The sequence below is a fragment of the Sulfurospirillum halorespirans DSM 13726 genome, from assembly GCF_001723605.1.
GTDB classification, from domain to species: domain Bacteria; phylum Campylobacterota; class Campylobacteria; order Campylobacterales; family Sulfurospirillaceae; genus Sulfurospirillum; species Sulfurospirillum halorespirans.
Window position 1 is genome coordinate 3,002,115 of the sequence record NZ_CP017111.1, and the last position, 19,409, is coordinate 3,021,523.

Below are 19,409 nucleotides of genomic sequence, written 5' to 3' on the forward strand. Positions count from 1 at the left end.
CTCTGATCGCAGCTTTACATGTAAAGCTATTAACCTAAAGGTTCATTGACCTTAATCTCACATTTACTGCTCGTATCACATTTGATATTCGCATCAAAGTAGAAGATCTTACTCACATCAACTTTGGCATCTTTGAGTTTCAAGAAGGCTTCCATAGCTCTTCCTCCTGTCGCACAATTGATAATCACCATTTTACCTTTGGGTAATTTTGCTGCCAATTCTGTTGCTTTTAGTTTCCCTGCTTCAATATTGATAGCCCCTTTTATATGTCCATTAGCATATTCTGCTGCACTTCGTACATCGATAACAGCCACATTTGCGGGTATCTTATCACTGATGATCAGTGCTTTATACCATTCACCGTCTACCGTTCCTTCATCTTCTCCTAGTTTAATTCCTTCTACGAAGGTATCTTTTTTAGGAGCTGTAGCGACTTCTACTTTTTTAGCGCCTGCGGTAGTTTGCAGTTTTGCTTCTTTCCATGCGGGGAGTCCACCTGCGTAGACACTCACTTTTGTGTATCCAAGCTCTAGGAGTTTATTCGCAACCACATGGGATTTATGGCATTCATAGCCTGCACAGAAGGTAATGATCGGTGTTTTTTTATCGGTAGGAAAACGTCCCATTAGGGCTGGCATCTCTTCATCATTCATGTAAAGAGCTCCTGGGATACTCTCTGCCATTGTTTTAGCGTAAGGTCTTGCATCAATCAAGAGGGCACTATTTTTCTTAAAGGCACTCTCAACGACGGGTGTTCCTACTTCAAGGTAATTTTTACTGGCCCATTCTGGTTCACCTGCTTGGTAAAGTTTTACGTTGGTAAAGCCTTTACTTTTTAGGTGACCTGCAACGATTGGACTTTTTTCACAATCCCATCCACCACAGAAGACGATAATCTCTTTATCTTTTGCGACTTTATCCAGTTGTCCTATGTATTTATCAATTTGGGTATCAGGAATATTCAAACTGGAAGGAATCGTTCCTCCTAAGTATTTTGGGTTAGGTCTTGCATCAATCAAGAGGGCTTTAGCGCCACTTCTGGTTCCATTGCCAATCGCTGTTTTTACGTAAGCGTAATCTACATTTTCAAGTTTAAATTTCTCCATCAAACCTTTTACATGTAACGTGGGTTCATTCAACACTTTTGCACTTGGTGTTGCGCCTGTTGTCTCGGGTTGATTCGTACATCCTCCTAGTAGCAATCCTGCTACGATCAGGCTACTCGCTATTACTCTTAGTCTCATTCTCTCTCTCCTTTTTCGGGTTTAATACATTAATGCTGAGTGGTTTCATCCAAATTAAATACCTTATCGGCAACATAATATAAAAACAGCGCTAAACCAATACCGCCAAACCCTATGGCAAACTCTGCCGCTGAGGGAAAATATTCCACAAAGGTGGGAGCGACTTGGTATTCGGCTCGTTTGAGCGTTGTCATAGGATAGAGCAATGTGTCATGCACCAAATCATAGCGCATAAAAAAGATGCCCACCATACCTGTTATAGAGGCATAAACGGTGGCTTTAATCGCCTTTGCATTGCTCACTAAAATAACGGTAAAGGGAATCAACATACCTAAAATCAACTCACCAAACCAGAAATTGGGGTGTTTAATCGCATGAAAAATAGTTGCAGCACGTTCAGGCATATCACCATACAATGCGGTTAAAATTTTCCATGCTTCAAAAAAGATCAATACGGCTAAAAGCATGCCTAAAATCTTTGAAAGCTTGACAAGCATCACGCTTATTTTTTCAGGAAAATTCATTTTATAACGAAAACCATACATTAAAAAAATCAAATAACACCCTGTGATCATCGCAGAGAGAATGAAATAGACAGGGTAAAAAACACCATTGGCAGAAGGACGTGAAACCAAAAAGCCAAAAACAGCGCCAAGATTGGAGTGTGCGGCAAGACCCACTAAGAGTCCACAAATGCCAAAGATTTTAGAAAAGGTGTGGTTGACCTTAATCGCTAAAAAGAAAAACTCTAAACAGATAAAGGTCAGATAAAGACCATAAAGCGTACCCATCCACCAAATAGCCGACGTCAAACCTGGTGTTAAAACATTGTAAATAAGCATCGTCATCGGGTGACCGATTTCTAGTCCAATGACTGCAAAACCTGAGCTGATCGTAATAATTGCACCCGCGATCGCTCGTTTACCGATTTGCTGAAACTCAGGAATACCAAAAACATGCCCGATAGAGGAGATAATACAAAGACCTGTGCTGGAAACAACAAAGAAAACGTACATCGCAATCAGTAAACCCCACGGATGTTGTCTCGTGACATTGTAAACATGGTGTCCGTGTAAGATGTACGCAACCGCACCTGCCATAAACGCGGCAAGAAGCGCTACGGTTGTCACTGCCATCACCACATTGAGAGGTGTTTTTTCAAAATAAAAGAGTTTTTTTAAAGAGAGTGTTTGCATCATAAACTCCTACAAGATATAAAATAATTTTGGTTTCGTACCCAAGTGCTCTTTCACTTGGCGGTACTCTTTGTTAGCAAGCAATACAGAAATCTCGCTGTTTGGATCGTCCAAATCACCAAATACCCGAACTTTCGTTGGGCAGGTTGCTTGACAGGCGGTGGTTGTTTCGCCTGCAGCTAAACGGGTGTCGGAACAGAAGGTACATTTATCAACCGTGTTGGTTCGATTATCCACATAACGCGCATCATACGGACAAGCGTTGATACAATAGGTACACAAAATACATTTCGTCGGATCCACCATCACCATACCACCTTCGCCATAATAGGTTGCATTGGTCGGACAGACTTGCTGACACGGTGCATTTTCACAATGTTGGCATTGACTCGGATGATAGGTTTGTGAAGCGATAGAGATGTTCGGGAACTCACCCTCCGCCTCTTTAAAGCCGACCCAAATACGGTAATGATCGGGTAAAAGTAAAACGCCATTCTCTTCTTTACATGCACTTTCACATGCTCTACAATTAATACAATTTTTGTAGTTGAGTGCCATTCCATAACGTGCCATGATTAAACCTTTCTAATTTCTACGATGGTGTCGTGAAGACAGGTTGATCCGTGCATCGGTTCAATGCCATCTTCTATAATAGCCGCGTCATTACCGCCATTGTTGTACCCAAGACTCAGCGCTTTTGAGTACACACCAAAGCCGTGTACAAAAAAGAGGGTATCGGGTCCAATTTTCTCTGTCGGATACGCTTTAATAGTTGTTTTACCGACTTTACTCGCAACTTCAAGTTTATCGCCAAATTTAATGCCCAGTTTTTCAGCGACGCGTTTATTGATCCACGCGTAGTTTTGAGGCACAAGATTGAGAAGCAGGCGGTTATTGGAGGTGCCTGATTGGGTAAATTGTGCATGACGACCGGTGATAAAGCGAAATTTTCCTGCGGGAATTGCCATCTCGTATTCACTTTTCCAAACAGGCATCGCATCGATTCCTTTTTTAGCAAGAGCAGGAACAGAACACTCAATTTTGCCTGATGGGGTATTGAATTTCATGTTGCGTACCGAGTAGGCGCGTTTATGCTCAGGATAATACTCATAGTCATTCACACCCACTTTTTTGAAATACTCATTCATATTGGGATAGAAAACGCCTTTTTCTTTAAGTATATCAGCAGCACCTTCGTACTTGGCAACGGCATTGACATTGAGCTCTGCTTGATCGTGCGCAAACGGTTTTGTCAGATCAAACTCTGCGTAGACGGTCTCTTCATCATCATCTTCAATCGCTGATTGCACATCTTCGTCGTATTTTTTCGTAATTTCAAACAGCGGTTTGGTAAGCTTTGCACTCAGCCCTCGCATGATTTCCATCACAGGTTTACTCTCAAACATCGGATCAATCGCTTTGTTGCGTTGCGCGATGGAAGGCTCAATGCCACCGTACGAAACGACAGGATCGGTGCGCTCTAAATAAGTACACTCAGGTAAGATAACATCACTGAGCATCACCGTATCGCTTGGCATCGTATCGATCGTGACGACAAGGTCTAGTTTTTTCAGAAACTCTGCTGTTTTAGCATTGTTGGGCATATTTTGCATTGGGTTATGTTTGTAGTTAAAAAGTGCTCGAATCGGGTAAGGACTTCGATTTTCCAAAACCATATTGCGAAACGCAACCCATGAACCAGAACCGCCCACAACGGCTGCTTCATCTTTTTCAATGCGTGGTTTGGCTTGGGCGTACATTGGGGCCACCGCGTCATGTTCAACGAGTGGCAAGGTTTTACCAAAACAGATGCCCCCTTTGACATCGACACCGCCACCAAGGGCTGAAAAGATCGCTTGAGCACGACGAAGTTGGAAGTCATTTTTAGACCATGTGGTACGGCGACCTTGATAGTAAATGGATTGTGGTGCATGTGCCATAAAATCGCGCGCTACCTCATAAATATCTTTGGCTTTAATACCCGTGATTTTCTCCGCCCACTCAGGCGTGTAGTTATTGTTTAAAATATGGTTTTTATACTCTTCAAAGCCATTGAAATAATTTTCCACAAAGGCTTTATTGTAACGCTCTTCTTTGATGACAACATAGGTGAGAGAAAGCACAAACGCTAAGTCGGTTCCCACATTAATGGCGAGCCATTTATCGCTTTTCGCTGCGGTGTTGGTAAAGCGAGGATCGACCGTAATGAGTTTAGCCCCTCTTCCGTTGGTGCGTTTAAACATGTCCATCGTATCAGGCGTTACAATCGCTTCCGCACGATTGGCTCCAGCCATTATGACATACTTGGCGTTATCCAAATCGGCAATGCCATACCCACCAATCGTCAGAGAATAGCCTGAAACGGTGGTTGCCAGACATAAACTCGCGTGGTTGAGAAAATGCGAAGAGCCAAACATCGTAAAGAAGCTTTTGAAGGTGTGTTCAGCCATGCCTTCGCCTGCACAAAAGGCGACTGTGGAGCGGTTATCTTTCTCTTCATCCAAGATTTTGGTGAGCTTTTCGTTAATGTAAGCATACGCTTCGTCCCAACTGACGCGCTTAAACTTTCCACTTCCTTTTTCACCATCACGAATCAACGGGTATTTGAGTCGATCAGGATCGTACAGAGCTTGAATACCCGAATTTCCACGTGCGCAAAGCATATTGCGTGATTTTGGAAACAGTGGGTTTGGATCGAGTTTTTCAACGACACCATTGCGGACATGCGCAATGGCAGCACATTTATTGACACACATTTCACACAGTGTTGCTATCTTTTTATCTTCATTGCCAACTTTTTTGGCTGGTGTTGCAGCGCTTGCCATCATTGAAGAGGAGCTGATGCTCACTCCGCCTGCGATGGACATCGCCACACTCCCTTGAAGAAATCTCCTTCGTGAGATCTCTACTTTCATCGCGTCTCCTTGTTCTCTTTTGCCTTTAAGTTTCGCACTTTCAAACGATGTCAAAAAGTACGTCTTTCTAACTCCATTGTAAAGGTTAAATCTTATAAATAACTTACATTTTTGAAGGTAGATTGCCCTAAGAATGGGATATGCAGTGCAAATGCCCTATTTGTCGAAAGATAAAGATTGAAAAAAAATAAAAAATTTTTCTCAAAAGAGGGTAAAAAGTTAATTTTAATTGACATTTAGTAAATTATTTTTTCACTTTTTATGAAAAAATGGACAAATAAGTAGTCTATTTTGTTTAAGTTTATTTAACTAAATATCTATTTTATCGGAGTTTATGTTAATTTTACTAATAATTATAATTAGTAAAACTAATTATAATTACGTCAGAAGAATAGTTAAATATTTTTTACAATTATAATTATAATAACTAATTTATATAATTAAGCTTTTGAAGGAGTACCCCAAATGAAAAGAACCTCAAACTCAAGGTAGGCGTGTGGGTAATTTTGAATGAGCGCCTTGGTTTGTGCCACATTCAAACGTCTTTTTCCGCCACTTACACCACTTTTTTTGATGTAGCGAAAGGCGGAGCGATTGTCATCAAAAAAGAGGCGATAGGTTTTGATTTCATGCTTACATGTAAAGTAGTTTTCAAACTGAACTGCCAGGTTTTTGGCGTTAGGTAAGAACGAGGGAAGCCCGCTTACATGGTAGATACTTTCAAAGGTTTTATCGGTAAAAATAGCAAACGCCCCCTCTTTACATGTAAGGCTTATTTGCGCGATTAGCGCCTCAATATCCCTCGCCCATTGCAGTGCAGACGAGGAGATCAAAAGATCAAACGGTGGGGTTAGGCGAGAGAAAAGCGTAGGCGATTCAAAGTCTTCACAGAAAATCTCAACCTCTTTACCTGTAGGATGCAGGTCACACATACCTTGAGCACTATCCACGCCTGTAAAGTGCGCGATCTTCCAAGGGATATTTTTAAAAACAGCCCCACTGCCACACCCCAAATCTAAAATGGTTTGAGGCTTTGAATCAATACGCGCAATCAAATAACGCGCGATCTCTTGTTGCAACGCGGTATGGTCATCATAACGATGGGCATTTTTGGAAAATTCTTTGGTATGTTGTGCGATCATTGCGGTTGGGATATCCACTCTTTTTTGGAAAAGTATACCCTCCTGTGGCTAAAAAATGACTGTTTGGTCTTTACATGTAAAGCGAAGAAGAAGTACCAATAGTAGTTTAAGAAATCTTTTCATAGAATTAGGGAGCACACTCAAACAAGCGCTGAAAGATGGCTAAATGACGTGCGATACACTCTAGGCACTTACAAACATTACAGGAACATTTTAGACCATGCAAAAAAGCCTCATACAACTTCTTTTTACATTTGTCGTGATGGCTGGCTGCATTGGAGGCTATCTCTCGTTGAACCATTTTTGGCAACCTTTTGAGCATAAGATCAAAGATTTGATGCTTGAAAGCCGTGGAGAGATTCAAGGCGATGCGAACATTGTGATTATCGACATTGATGAAAAGAGTCTCAAAGCGCTCGGGCAATGGCCGTGGAGCAGGGATAAAATGGCAAAACTGCTGCAAAACCTTTCTGATCTGGGTGTTGCGATTATTGGGCTCGATGTTGTGTTTGCTGAGGCGGACAACAGCTCACCACACAACGTGTTAACTAAGCTTGGATTGTCGCATAAAGATGTACCCAATTACGATGCTATTTTTGCTCAAACCATTGCGGAAACACCCACTGTTGTGGGCTATGTTTTTGCGCTTATGCCTGATTCCATCGCGCCAGAAGGTCACCCAAAATCTGCGGCAATTATCATCGAGCAAAACCGACCAGCCCACTCATCGCTTATCAAACCCTACCGTGCCATTTTGAATATTCCAGAAGTTCAAAAACAGGCGTATTCAAGTGGTTATTTCAACACGATTCCCGATAGTGATGGGATTGTGCGTAGCATTCCTTTGGTCATGGAGTACGATGGAGTGCTCTACCCTTCCCTCAGCCTTGAAATGGCACGTATTGCGCTGGGAGAAAAAAAGATTCGCATTGTTTACGACGAGAGTGGGCTTCGTCACATTGAGATGGGAGAGCATCTTATTCCCACCGACTTTTTTGGACGCTTGATGGTGAATTACCGTGGAAGTCAACACAGCTACGAATACATCTCGGCGATTGATGTTTACAACAACACCGTTGATGCTTTACATGTAAAAGATAAAATCGCGCTTATTGGCACCTCCGCGGCAGGACTTTTGGATCTGCGAAGTACGCCATTTGATAGCGTTTACGCAGGTGTGGAGGTGCATGCCAACGCGATTGATAACATTTTGCATCAAGATTACATCGCCAAACCTGTCTGGACGCGTGGGGTTGATCTTTTGAGCATCGTTCTGCTCTGTTTTATCACCTTTGCCATTTTGCTTCTTCCAAGTGCCTTTTTCAGCTTTCTGGCGCTCATCGCACTCAATCTGATCATCGTTCTAACCCACTACTACAGTATGATCTACCAAGGAATTTTGTTCAACACGATTTTACCTCTAAGCGCAATCAACCTTCTGTTTATCATCGGGCAAGCGATTAACTATTTTCTAGAGATCAAGCAAAAAGAGCTGATCAAACATAAATTTGCCAGCAAAGTCAGCCCTGCGGTTATGAATAACATTCTCGCAAGCGAGGATGACATTTTGCAAGGCGTGGAAAAAGAGATCACGATCTTTTTCTCTGATGTGCGAGGTTTTACCGCGATTTCGGAAGCGGCGGGCGATGCAAAGTCGCTGATTCACCTCATGAATTCCTATATGGACCCGATGAGTCAGATTATTATTCGCAGTGGTGGCACGGTCGATAAATTTATTGGCGATGCGATTATGGCGTATTGGAACGCGCCCATCAGCATGGAAGATCATGCCGATAAAGCCGTCCATGCGGCACTCGAACAGCTCCATCACCTCACATCGCTTAATGCCAAGCTCAAAGCAAATCCTGAGTTTGCACCTATTGCATTGATGGCAGAGTCACAAAATATGCCCATCATTGACATTGGCATTGGGATTAATACGGGTGTTGCGATCGTCGGCGAGATGGGAACAAGCAGTCGCAGCGACTATACGGTCATTGGTGATGCGATCAACCTGGGATCTCGCCTTGAGTCGCTCTGCAAATACTACCATTCGCACCTTACCATTTCGCATTTCACCAAAGCCAAACTCAAAGGTGCTTACATTTTTCGTTTTTTAGATTTGGTGACCGTCAAAGGCAAACATGAGCCTGTTGAAGTGTGGCAGATTCACGACTTTGATGCGCCACAAACAGAGCCACTTTACGAAGTCCGTTATGAAGAACTCCAAGAAGAGCTCAGGCTTCACCACGAAGCGATTGCCCTTTACCAAGAGGCGCGTTTTGCTGAAGCACTCACGCGTTTTGAAGCACTGAACCAAAGAGAGCATAAAACCAATGAAGCCATTTATGGCATCTATTGTGAGCGTTGCGCACACTACATCGCCTTCTCACCTCTTGCATTTAACGGTGTCTTTGTACACACAACCAAAGGATAAGTATGAGTTTTATTCGCATTTTAGGTGCTCAAGGAAGCAGATCCAAAAACGCCTTTACCACCTGCATTCAGGTGAGTCGCCATACACTGATTGATGCGGGCAATATTATGCACGCCTTAGGCGAAGAGGCTTTACATGTAAACCGTATTTTTTTCTCCCACGCTCATTTAGATCACATCATCGATACCGCATTTTTGATCGACCATTTTTTTACCAAACGCACTGAAACGCTCTACCTCTACGGACTTCCCCACACGATTGAAGCCCTGCAAAAGCATCTTTTTAATGACGTGCTTTGGCCCGATTTTAGTCACATTCATCTGCCAAATTCAACTAAGCCAGCCATCGCGTATGTTGAAATAGAACCCAATCAACCCTACGCCATTGAAGAGGGCATCACGCTCACCCCATTTTTAGCCAATCATAGCGTGCCGTGTTGCGGATACATCATCGAACAAAACGGAAGCAGCGTGCTTTTTTCAGGCGACACGTTCCACAACGAAGTACTGTGGCAAAAACTCAATGAAACGCCTTCCATCAAAGCGCTCATCATCGATGTTTCGTTCCCCAACCACTTTGTCAAAATTGCGACCGAGAGCAAACACCTCACGCCTCAGTTTCTTGAACAAGAACTCAAACAGCTCACTCGCACCGATTTGAAACTCTACATCAACCATCTCAAACCGCTTCATGCGGCGTTGATTATTCAAGAACTTGGTGAGATTGGTATTAAAGAAGAGATGGTCTTGCGTGATGGCGAGAGGATTGAGCTCTCTTCTGGCGCACTCAGTCGCACCTTAAACACTCCAAAAAATGACGAGCGCGTTCAAAAACTCACCGAAATTGGCACCGCTCTCTCGGCAAGTGAGAGCCTTGATGTTCTCTTAGAGATGATCGTCACCGAAGCTAAAAATCTCACGCACGCCGATGGAGGAACACTCTATCTTCTAGAGAAAGAGCATCTTCATTTTAAAGTGGTGCAAACCGACTCACTGAATATTAAGATGGGAGGAACAAGTGGAAAAATCACGTGGTCACCACTTCCTCTGAATCTTGAAAATGGCACGCCCAATAAAGCGATGGTCGCCGTCACTTGCGCACTTGAAAACCGTTTGATTAACATCGCTGATGTTTATGAAGCCATTGGATTTTCCTTTGATGGCACGAAAACGTTTGATCAAGGAACAGGCTACCACTCTAAATCCATGTTGGTCATTCCCATGAGAAACCACGAACAAGAGATCATCGGCGTGTTACAGCTGCTCAATAAAATGGATGAGCAAAACCATAACGTCATCTTATTTGATGATGAAGATGAAAAAATCACCCTCTCACTGGCATCTCAAGCCGCCATTGCCATCACCAACACCTCACTGATTCAAGGGCTTGAAACGCTCTTGGAATCTTTTTTGAAAAGCATCATTTTTGCCATTGGCAAGAAATCGCCCTACACCGCAGGACACGTCAAACGTATGGTCAAGCTGAGTGTCATGCTCGCTGAAGCAATTAACCACGACACGAACATCTACGCGCATAAACACTTTAGCAGTGATGAGATCAAACAGATCAATTTTGCAGCCCTCATGCACGACATAGGCAAACTCGCAACGCCTGAACACGTGATGGATAAAGCAACGAAACTCCAAACCTTGTTTGACCGCATTGAGCTTGTCGAGAGTCGTATTCAGATGATCCAAAAAGCGTTACATGTAAAGTTTTTGGAAGATAAATTTGCCCTTTTAGAAGGTAACCAACAGGAAAATGTGAGCTCGCTTGAAACACAGTATCAAGAAAAAATTGCAACCTTGCATGCTGCGTCCAAACTTATCCAAGCGAGCAATAAAGGCGATACGCCCCTCAGCGAGGAAGCCGTAACGCAGATTCAAACCCTTTCAACGCAAGCGTGGCAGATTGGCGATGAGACCTACACGATTTTAAGCAAGGATGAAGCGCATCATTTGAGCACACAAAATGGTACGCTCACGTTTGAAGAGCGCGAAATTATCAATGCCCATGCCAAACTCAGCGTCGATATTTTAAACCGCCTTCCTTTTCCTAAAAAATACCGCCAAATTCCTCAAATTTCAGGCAACCACCATGAAAAGCTCAATGGCAAAGGCTATCCCCAAGGGCTCAAAGGCGATGAAATCAGCTTTGAAGCGCGCATCTTAGCCATTGCCGATATTTTTGAAGCCCTCACGGCGAGTGATCGACCCTATAAAGCAGGCATGCCTCTCTCTGTGGCGATGAAAATTCTCTACGCCATGGCAAAAGAGGGTGAACTTGATGTTGATCTTGTGAAATTTTTCTACACCTCTGGCACCTATTTGGAGTACGCCAAAGCGTTTTTACCACAGCGTAGCATCGATGAGATCGTCCTTGATTTTGAGAAGCCTTAAGGACGCAAAAGTCACTTTAACGATTTTTTAACCCGTTTTGGGTATAATCCTTAGTTCTACATTATTTAAAAAACAAAGGACTTCCCTTATGACCTCCGTTTTATTGGTTTTACAATTTGTATTAACCGCTATTTTAACTGTTTCTGTACTGCTTCAAAAAAGCTCCTCTATCGGTCTTGGCGCTTACAGTGGAAGCAATGAATCTCTTTTTGGTGCAAAAGGACCAGCAGGTTTCATGGCAAAATTCACCTTTATTGTAGGAATCTTGTTTATTGCAAATACGCTCACATTAGGTTATTTTTACAACCAAGATAAAAAAGTATCGATTGCTGAAGATATTAAAATCGAAAAAAGCGTTGTACCAAGTGTTCCAGCTCCTGTGACAACAGCACCAGCAGCCCCTGAAGCTCCAACGTCTAAATAATCAGCATGAAATCTTTTTGGCTTGTGGTGTGTCTTGGTGTAATGATGTGGGCCGATGCCCATATCTTCATCTACCATCGTTTTAACGATGCCAGATACCCCACAACCAATACAACGCTCGAAGAGCTTCGCAAAGAGTTTGATTTCTTCAAAAAAAATGGCTACGAAGTGATACCCCTTGAAAAACTGGTTAACACCCTTCACGCTAAAGAACCCATCCCCGATAACTGGGTCGTTCTTACCATTGATGATAACTACAAAAGTTTTTATGAGCATGGTTTAGCCCTTTTTAAAGAGTACAACTACCCTTTTTCGATGTTCGTTTATGTGGGAGCTACGGAGCAAAAGTATGGCGATTATATGAGTTGGGAACAGCTTCGTGAAATCTCCAAGTACGGCGCTTTAGAGTTTCATTCACTGAATCATCCGCACATGAGCGAACTCAGCAACGAAGCGCTTAAAAAAGATTTTGATGAAGGCTTAAACCTCTTTGAAAAACGCCTTGGCATGAAACCGCGCTACTTCTCCTACCCGTTTGGTGAGTTTAGTCCGCGTGTGAAAGCCATCGCGCAAAGCTATGGGTTTGAAGCGATTGTAAACCAAAACATGGGTGCAGTTGCAAGCTTTAGCGATCCGCTTGATTTAGACCGCTCCGCGTTGGTTGGCAAGAGTAATTTAGAGGGATTTTTAAAGTATAAAGCCCTTGAAACCACATGGTTTAAGCCTAGCGTATTGCTCGAAGATGGCAAGCTTACCTCTTTACATGTAAAGGCACAAACCACCGCACAAAAAGGTGGCATCTACATCAGTGAACAGGGTTATTTTGAGGTCAGTTTAAGCGATGGCGTTTTTGAAGCTCAGATCAATAAAATACTCACCAAAGAGCGCACACGGATCATTGTCTCCGTGGGCAATAAAATTTCAACGAAACTACTTGTAAAGGATAAATATGGAACTCAGTAAAATCTATGCTGAACAAAAAGAGCATATGGAAAAATGTATCGCGGCACTCAAACGCGACTTTATGACGATTCGCAGTGGTAAGGTCTCTACCACCATTTTAGACAACATTCATGTTGATTACTACGGAACACCAACCGGTCTTAGCCAAGTAGCGACTGTTTTAACCACCGATGCGACGACGATTACGATTTCTCCGTGGGAGAAAAAGATGCTCAGAGAGATCGAAAAAGCAATTATGCAAGCGAACATCGGGGTCAATCCGAATAACGATGGCGAGACCATTAAACTTTTCTTCCCTCCAATGACAACAGACCAACGTAAAGAGGGTGCCAAACAAGCCAAAGCGATGGGCGATAAAGCCAAAATCGCGATTCGCAATGTTCGTAAAGACTCGAATGATCAAGTGAAAAAACTCGAAAAAGATAAAATTATCACGGAAGATGGTTCTAAAAAAGGACAAGACGAAGTGCAAAAAATCACCGATGCAACGGTTTCAAAAGTCGATGAGCTCGTAAGAGAAAAAGAATCTGAACTCCTAAAAATTTAAGGGCGAATATGCAAGTTGAAAAAATTTATAAAGATGCCAATGCCCTGTTAGAGGGACACTTTTTACTCAGCAGTGGCAAGCACTCACGCTATTACCTTCAAAGTGCGAAAGTGTTGGAAGATCCTAGAGTTGCAGAGCAATTAGCCGTTGAATTAGCCAAAATGATCAACGCTTCCAACGTAGAGATCGACACCATCTGTTCCCCGGCCCTTGGTGGCGTTTTAGCAGGCTACGAGCTTGCACGTGCCCTTGGTAAACGCTTCATTTTCGCGGAGCGTGTGAACGGTGAGATGACGATTCGCAGAGGTTTTGAAGTCAAAAAAGGTGAGAAAATTTTGGTCTGTGAAGACATCATCACGACCGGTGGTTCGGCTTTAGAAGCGGCAAACATTGCTGAAAGTATGGGTGGCGTGATCGTTGGATTTGCAGCCCTTGCGAACCGTGGTTTTTGTAAACGTGTGGGAAGCGATCTTGTGGGCAAGCCTACATGTAAACTTCCAAACGACGCACCATTTTTCGCACTGGCTGATTTTGAGTTTGACATTTACGAGCCAAGCGAATGCCCTTTGTGCAAAGAAGGAAGCGTGGCGATCAAACCAGGTAGCAGAGGAAACTAAGTCTTAATGCGGTGGAGAGCGACTAAAAAAAGGGGCAAAAAAGAGCACAAAAGCACTTTGCCTCTTTTGACCATCGCACCTTTTCAAAGACGCCTCAAAGCTTTTGTCGTCGACTCTTTTATGCTTTTGATGCCGATTTTGTACATTGTTTTTTACCTGATTTACGGTTCACGCGAAGGCTTTGCAGCACACATGCTGCAAGGCTGGCTTCTTATTCTGATTCCGTATGGTTTTCTCACGACCCTCTTTCTCAAACGAAACGCTCAAACCCCCGGCTACAAAGCGTATGACCTTGTACTGATCGATCTTAAAACAGGACAACGTGCCACATTAACACAACTCATTGTGCGCTATATTCTACTGCTACTTACCGCTGTGAGTATCCTTGGACTTTTTGTGCCACTCTTGCGCAAAGACAACCTCGCGCTGTATGATATTTTGAGTCAAACTGCCCCTATTCCTAAATGATCTTTTTTAAAATCTCTGGCTTTTTCTTTGCCTACTTTTCTGTTACCAGTGTGTATGTCATCTTTATGCCTAAAATCTTACAAACACTTGATTACAGTGCTCCTCAAATCGGAGCTATCTTTGCACTAGCGCCTTTGATGCGTTTTTTTGTCCCCTTTTTCTTTCTCAAACATTTTGAGCTCACCCAAAAAGTCTTTTATACAGCGCTTTGTGGGGCGCTTCTTGCCATTATGCTGTTCTACCCGACCATTCACCACTTCTACCTCTTTATGCTCCCTAATATGCTTCTAGGTGCGTGTCTTGGCATGATATTACCGTACATTGAAACCTATGCGATGGAGCATTTGCAAAAAGAGCGCTTTGGACGATCGCGCCTGTTTGGCTCGATCGGTTTTATGCTGATTGGCATTATCCTAGCGCGTCACTTGGAACATTACACCAATGGCTTGCATTACCTGCTTTTAGCCATCAGTTTGACCGCTTTTTTTGCGTATTGGCTAACCCAAAACAATGTTCACTTTACAACTGAAAATGCCACGAACGAAGCGCCTTTTAACTTCTTACATGTAAAGTATTTATGGATCAGTCTTTTTCTAATGCAGGTCAGTTTTGGGGGATTTTATAACTTCTTTACCATTTACGAAACGGCGCACGGCATCAGCCTTGAAATGACGAGCTATTTGTGGGCATTTGGTGTTATCTGCGAGATTGTGCTGTTCTATTTTCAATCCCCATTACTCAAGCGTTTTAGCCTTCTATCGCTTATCAAACTGGGTGTTTTAGCAACAGCCCTTCGTTGGTTTTTGCTCTTTTTATTCCCCTCATCGCTGTGGATCTCTTACGCTTCACAATCGTTGCATGCCTTTAGCTTTGCCCTGCATCACACCGCAGCGCTCAGCCTTTTGTACACACTTTATGCGCATAAAAAGCTCGCAGGACAATTTTACTATGGCTTTTCATTTGGGCTTGGAGGTTTTGTGGGAGCCTTGTTAGCAGGCTATTTTTATGGGGAGTATCTTTATTTGTATGCCAGTTTGGTGGCACTGCTCGCTCTTGGAAGCTTGATGCTTTTCAAGGTGAGAGAATAAAATTTTTAATGTAAATCGTCTCGATCTCATACCCAAATGTATTTTCCAACATCTCGATCAACTCTTCTTTAAGGCGATCTTTACCATTTAACGTTTCAAGCCCATTTGCATCCATGGTGCTAAGATACTGCAAAACGGCATTGCGCACATTGTCCATATTGGCTTGAAGCTCTTTTTTGGTCGCATTGTTTTTCAAAACCAACGCAATATCGGCTTTTAAAATCTTATACTTTTGCGCTTTTATGTTGATAAAAATCGTATCAAGGCTCAGCTCTTTTGCATTCTTACTGACATTATTAGCCTGCGTTGAGGGAGTTTTTTCGTACGAAGATTGAGTGCCATCGTCTTTAAGCATATAATTAATCGTAATAAATCCAAGAAGAATCAACAAAAAAATAAAACCTAAAGAGAGTTTGAGTAGTCTTTCATTAAACATTTAACGTTTACTCCATAATTTTTCATTGAGTTTAAATTCAGTCACAATGTTCGTAATCATCGTCAAAAGTTCAAAATACGCTTTGATTGATTCAAATTCTAACAACGATCGTGTTAATATCGGCTCAAAGAGCGGTTTGGTGTAGTGCAGGGCTAAAAATAGTTTTGAATCTACAAATGAGAGGTAAAGGGGCTTGTCGATTTTTTGATGAAAAGCAACAATGCGCTCCATCAAAGCATGCGATAAAATATAGCGGCTCTCGATCTGATCATCGCCATACACCACAAAAAGCTTTTCAAATGCCACATGATCAAGCTTGATAAGCTCACCTCTACTGGGATTTACACCTTGCAACCATGTGCCTAAAATTCCCAAACTGCGCTCAGCCACATCGGGAAGCACGACCACTTTGGCGTGAAAGGTTTTGTTAAAATCTGCCACAAAAAAAAGCCCTGAGAAGATGTCACTCCACTCCTCTTTACCGTTTTTGGTACGCACTTTTTTCTCTACATGTAAATCGCAAAAACGAACCTTCACCCCTTCGATCTCGCCACACACCAAATCTTTGCCCGAAAAACGATCATAGGCTTCGCTAAAAAGCTCACTACGCTCATATTCACGTTCATCAATGGAATCCATTTTCGTGTAGATCAGCGAAGGGTCTAAAAAATGGATCATCTTCTCAATCACCAGATCTTTAAACAACGAGTCATACCCTGCGCGTTCATGGCGATAGATAAACATAAAGATGAGGAAACCGCTCATGGCGCTGAGCAAAAAAGCATGCAGGGGAGTAAAAACATTCGTACGACTTAAAACGAAAAAGAGCACTGTGCCCAAAAACACAAGCATCAACGCAGCTTTTTTAAGCGAAGAGAGTATGGTTAAGCGCTTTTCTTCCAATGCTTGAAGCGTTGGGTACATTGACTCGTAGTAATAATCCAGCAAAGAGGCAAGACGTGGTTTCAAAGCTTACCTATTTTTGAAAAAGGTTTTTCACATCGACGGAGGAGCGTTCTTGCTTTGGAATGCTAAAAACCTCTTTGCGCTCCAAGTGCATCAAACCTGCCATAAAATTGGTCGGGAACATCTCAATCGCATTGTTATAATCATTCACACTCTGATTGTAAGCGCGTCTTGCGGCAGAGATTTGCTCTTCAACTTCACTCAGGGTTGCTTGAAGGTGTAAGAAATTTTCATTGGCTTTGAGCGTGGGGTAGTTTTCCACCGCAACCATAAGATTGCCAAGCATGGAAGAGAGCTGTTTTTCTAAAGCAATGGTTTCGCGGCTATCAAGGGAGTGTGTCATGGCTTTTATGCGAAGTTCGGTGATTTTCTCAAGCGTGATGCTCTCATGCACCATATACTCTTGAACACTTGCGACAAGGTTGGGAAGAAGGTCATGTCGTTTTTTAAGAACGGCGTCAAGCCCTGCGTAAATGGTATCGACTTGGTTTTTTTTGGAGATAAGCGTGTTGTACATAAACACGACAAGAAGAAAAATGAGACCTGCAACAACCAAAAACGTTTCCATCGTAAACCTCCTGTATTGTTCAGAGATGATACGATTTTGCCGCCATAATGGCGGCAAAATCTTTACATGTAAAAACTTCTTAGCGACTCATACGTTTACGTTGGTTTGGATCAAGGTATTTTTTACGAATACGAATGTTGATAGGAGTTACTTCCACCAATTCATCGTTTTCAATCCACTCAAGTGCCAATTCTAGGTTCATTTTGCGTGGTGGAACGAGTTTAATCGCTTCATCAGCACCACTACTTCTCACGTTACTTTGTGGCTTACCTTTGATTGGGTTGACATCCAAATCGTTCGGTCGTGAATGCTCACCGATAATCATACCTGCATAAACTTTAATTTGTACATCAATGAAAAGCATACCGCGCTCTTGTAAACTAAAGAGTGAGTAACCCATCGCTGTACCGCTTTCCATAGAGATAAGCGCACCATTTTTACGGTGTTCAACTTCTCCACTTAAAGGTCTAAAGTCTAAGAAGGAGTGGTTCATAACACCCTCACCTTTGGTATCGGTTAAAAATTGTCCACGAAAACCGATGAGTCCGCGTGCAGGAATTTCAAACTCAATACGCGTTTGACCATCACCCGTTGGATTCATTGCTTTCATTTCCGCTTTTTTACGACCCAGTTTTTCGATAACCGTTCCTGTAAATTCATCAGGAACATCGACAACAAGGTGCTCGTATGGCTCTAATTTGACGCCATTCTCTTCTTTGATAATAACTTCTGGACGCGCAAGTGAAAATTCAAAACCTTCACGACGCATATTTTCAGCCAAAATCGTGATTTGAAGCTCTCCACGTCCACTGACTTTAAATTTACCTTCGCCTGCGTTTTCATAGCGCATTGCGATGTTTGTTTTCATCTCAGATTCTAAACGCTCATTGATTTTGTTCGATGTGACGTATTTGCCATCAAGTCCCGCAAACGGAGAGTCATTGACACCAAAAACAACGGAAAGTGTTGGCTCTTCGATGTGCAAAGGATCAAGAGGCATCGGATTGTTTGGATCAACCAAACTATCACCTACATCAAGGGTTTCAAAACCAGCAACCGCTACGATGTCGCCGCTTTCTGCTTCGTTAATGTCAATTCTTTCCAAACCGTGAAAACCGATCAGTTTTGAAACACGTCCACGTACTTGTTCGCCATCGGCTTTAGCCAGTAGTACAGTCTCATTTTTCTTAATCGTTCCGTTAAAAATACGTGCAATACCGATTTTTCCAACGTAGTTGTCGTAATCAAGGGTAAAGACTTGAAGTTGAAGTGGATTTTCAGGTTTTCCTGAAGGGGCAGGAACATGTTTGAGGATGGTCTCAAAAAGAGGCTCAAAATTTTTGTTCTCATCGCTCATATTGTATTTGGCATAACCATCACGCGCTGCTGCATAAATGATAGGAAATTCGAGTTGATCTTCATTCGCTCCAAGGGCGACTAAAAGGTCAAACACTTCGTCAACAACACGCTCTGCATCTGCCGCTGGTTTGTCGATCTTGTTAACAACAACGATCGGGCAAAGACCAAGACTCAGCGCTTTTTTAACCACGAATTTGGTTTGAGGCATAACGCCTTCTTGTGCATCAACCAGCAATAAAACACCATCAACCATTTTTAAAACACGCTCAACCTCACCACCAAAGTCGGCGTGGCCTGGAGTGTCGATAATGTTAATTTTAGTCTCTTTATAGCGAATAGCTGTATTTTTAGAAAGAATGGTAATGCCACGCTCTTTTTCAAGATCGTTGCTGTCCATGGCTCTTTCTTCTACTTTTTGGTGCGCTGTGTAGGTACCTGATTGTTTCAACAGCTCATCGACTAAGGTCGTTTTTCCGTGGTCAACGTGCGCTATCACGGCAATATTTCTAAACTCTTGCAAAAAATTCTCCTCGTAAACTTTGACTTTTACATCTTATAAAACGTACGTGATTGGTGTAGTTTGATGAAGTAAATATGCTTCATTATACCACGTTCTTGACTAAATTCAAAATTCCATTACA

Annotated in this window: 17 protein-coding genes; 8 read left to right on the forward strand and 9 right to left on the reverse strand. The window is 42.6% G+C overall.

Annotation, left to right across the window (positions count from 1 at the left end; translation table 11 throughout):
- Nucleotides 1-29: 29 nt before the first annotated feature.
- The 5 genes from SHALO_RS15055 to SHALO_RS15075 all read right to left on the reverse strand — a co-directional run bounded on the left by SHALO_RS15055 (nucleotide 30) and on the right by SHALO_RS15075 (nucleotide 6,497).
- A complete protein-coding gene (locus SHALO_RS15055) occupies nucleotides 30-1,244 on the reverse strand; it encodes a rhodanese-like domain-containing protein (protein WP_069479248.1) in 1,215 nt (404 codons plus the stop codon).
- A gap of 29 nt (nucleotides 1,245-1,273) precedes the next feature.
- Complete coding sequence (gene nrfD / locus SHALO_RS15060) at nucleotides 1,274-2,443, reverse strand: NrfD/PsrC family molybdoenzyme membrane anchor subunit (protein WP_084010991.1); 1,170 nt, start codon at nucleotides 2,441-2,443, stop codon at nucleotides 1,274-1,276.
- Between the two features lie 6 nt (nucleotides 2,444-2,449).
- A complete protein-coding gene (locus tag SHALO_RS15065) occupies nucleotides 2,450-3,013 on the reverse strand; it encodes a 4Fe-4S dicluster domain-containing protein (RefSeq protein ID WP_025346315.1) in 564 nt (187 codons plus the stop codon).
- A gap of 2 nt (nucleotides 3,014-3,015) precedes the next feature.
- On the reverse strand, nucleotides 3,016-5,355 hold the full coding sequence (locus SHALO_RS15070) for a molybdopterin-dependent oxidoreductase (RefSeq protein WP_069479250.1): 2,340 nt from the start codon (nucleotides 5,353-5,355) through the stop codon (nucleotides 3,016-3,018).
- Nucleotides 5,356-5,795: 440 nt separating this feature from the next.
- Nucleotides 5,796-6,497 (reverse strand): methyltransferase, encoded by a 702-nt coding sequence (locus SHALO_RS15075; protein ID WP_069479251.1) that lies wholly within the window; start codon nucleotides 6,495-6,497, stop codon nucleotides 5,796-5,798.
- 220 nt (nucleotides 6,498-6,717) lie between these two features.
- On the opposite strand from SHALO_RS15075, the gene SHALO_RS15080 reads away from it, so the two are divergent.
- From SHALO_RS15080 to SHALO_RS15115, 8 genes are all read left to right on the forward strand, one after another.
- Nucleotides 6,718-8,934, forward strand: a complete 2,217-nt coding sequence (locus tag SHALO_RS15080; RefSeq protein ID WP_069479252.1) for a CHASE2 domain-containing protein — start codon at nucleotides 6,718-6,720, stop codon at nucleotides 8,932-8,934.
- 2 nt (nucleotides 8,935-8,936) lie between these two features.
- Nucleotides 8,937-11,333 (forward strand): HD domain-containing phosphohydrolase, encoded by a 2,397-nt coding sequence (locus SHALO_RS15085; protein ID WP_069479253.1) that lies wholly within the window; start codon nucleotides 8,937-8,939, stop codon nucleotides 11,331-11,333.
- Nucleotides 11,334-11,421: 88 nt separating this feature from the next.
- The gene (secG, locus tag SHALO_RS15090; protein ID WP_037960056.1) at nucleotides 11,422-11,757 is read left to right on the forward strand and encodes a preprotein translocase subunit SecG; all 336 of its coding nucleotides are present in this window, start codon (nucleotides 11,422-11,424) and stop codon (nucleotides 11,755-11,757) included.
- A gap of 5 nt (nucleotides 11,758-11,762) precedes the next feature.
- The gene (locus SHALO_RS15095; RefSeq protein ID WP_084010993.1) at nucleotides 11,763-12,719 is read left to right on the forward strand and encodes a polysaccharide deacetylase family protein; all 957 of its coding nucleotides are present in this window, start codon (nucleotides 11,763-11,765) and stop codon (nucleotides 12,717-12,719) included.
- Nucleotides 12,706-13,266 carry a ribosome recycling factor gene (frr, locus tag SHALO_RS15100; protein ID WP_025346322.1) on the forward strand — a complete coding sequence of 187 codons (561 nt, stop codon included), beginning with the start codon at nucleotides 12,706-12,708 and terminating at the stop codon, nucleotides 13,264-13,266. The genes SHALO_RS15095 and frr overlap by 14 nt, the downstream gene beginning before the upstream one ends.
- Before the next feature lie 8 nt (nucleotides 13,267-13,274).
- Nucleotides 13,275-13,883 carry an orotate phosphoribosyltransferase gene (gene pyrE, locus SHALO_RS15105; protein ID WP_069479254.1) on the forward strand — a complete coding sequence of 203 codons (609 nt, stop codon included), beginning with the start codon at nucleotides 13,275-13,277 and terminating at the stop codon, nucleotides 13,881-13,883.
- Nucleotides 13,884-13,889: 6 nt separating this feature from the next.
- Nucleotides 13,890-14,351, forward strand: coding sequence for an RDD family protein (locus tag SHALO_RS15110; protein ID WP_084010995.1), 462 nt, complete (start codon nucleotides 13,890-13,892; stop codon nucleotides 14,349-14,351).
- On the forward strand, nucleotides 14,348-15,439 hold the full coding sequence (locus SHALO_RS15115; RefSeq protein ID WP_069479255.1) for an MFS transporter: 1,092 nt from the start codon (nucleotides 14,348-14,350) through the stop codon (nucleotides 15,437-15,439). Before SHALO_RS15110 ends, SHALO_RS15115 begins: the two co-directional genes overlap by 4 nt.
- On the opposite strand, the gene SHALO_RS15120 is transcribed toward SHALO_RS15115, so the two are convergent.
- From SHALO_RS15120 to typA, 4 genes are all read right to left on the reverse strand, one after another.
- The gene (locus SHALO_RS15120; RefSeq protein ID WP_069479256.1) at nucleotides 15,423-15,875 is read right to left on the reverse strand and encodes a flagellar basal body-associated FliL family protein; all 453 of its coding nucleotides are present in this window, start codon (nucleotides 15,873-15,875) and stop codon (nucleotides 15,423-15,425) included. The genes SHALO_RS15115 and SHALO_RS15120 overlap by 17 nt on opposite strands.
- A complete protein-coding gene (locus tag SHALO_RS15125) occupies nucleotides 15,876-16,844 on the reverse strand; it encodes a DUF3137 domain-containing protein (protein ID WP_084010997.1) in 969 nt (322 codons plus the stop codon).
- A 7-nt stretch (nucleotides 16,845-16,851) separates the two neighbouring features.
- Nucleotides 16,852-17,409 (reverse strand): LemA family protein, encoded by a 558-nt coding sequence (locus SHALO_RS15130; RefSeq protein ID WP_069479257.1) that lies wholly within the window; start codon nucleotides 17,407-17,409, stop codon nucleotides 16,852-16,854.
- Nucleotides 17,410-17,488: 79 nt separating this feature from the next.
- Nucleotides 17,489-19,288, reverse strand: a complete 1,800-nt coding sequence (gene typA, locus SHALO_RS15135; protein ID WP_069479258.1) for a translational GTPase TypA — start codon at nucleotides 19,286-19,288, stop codon at nucleotides 17,489-17,491.
- Nucleotides 19,289-19,409: the final 121 nt, after the last annotated feature.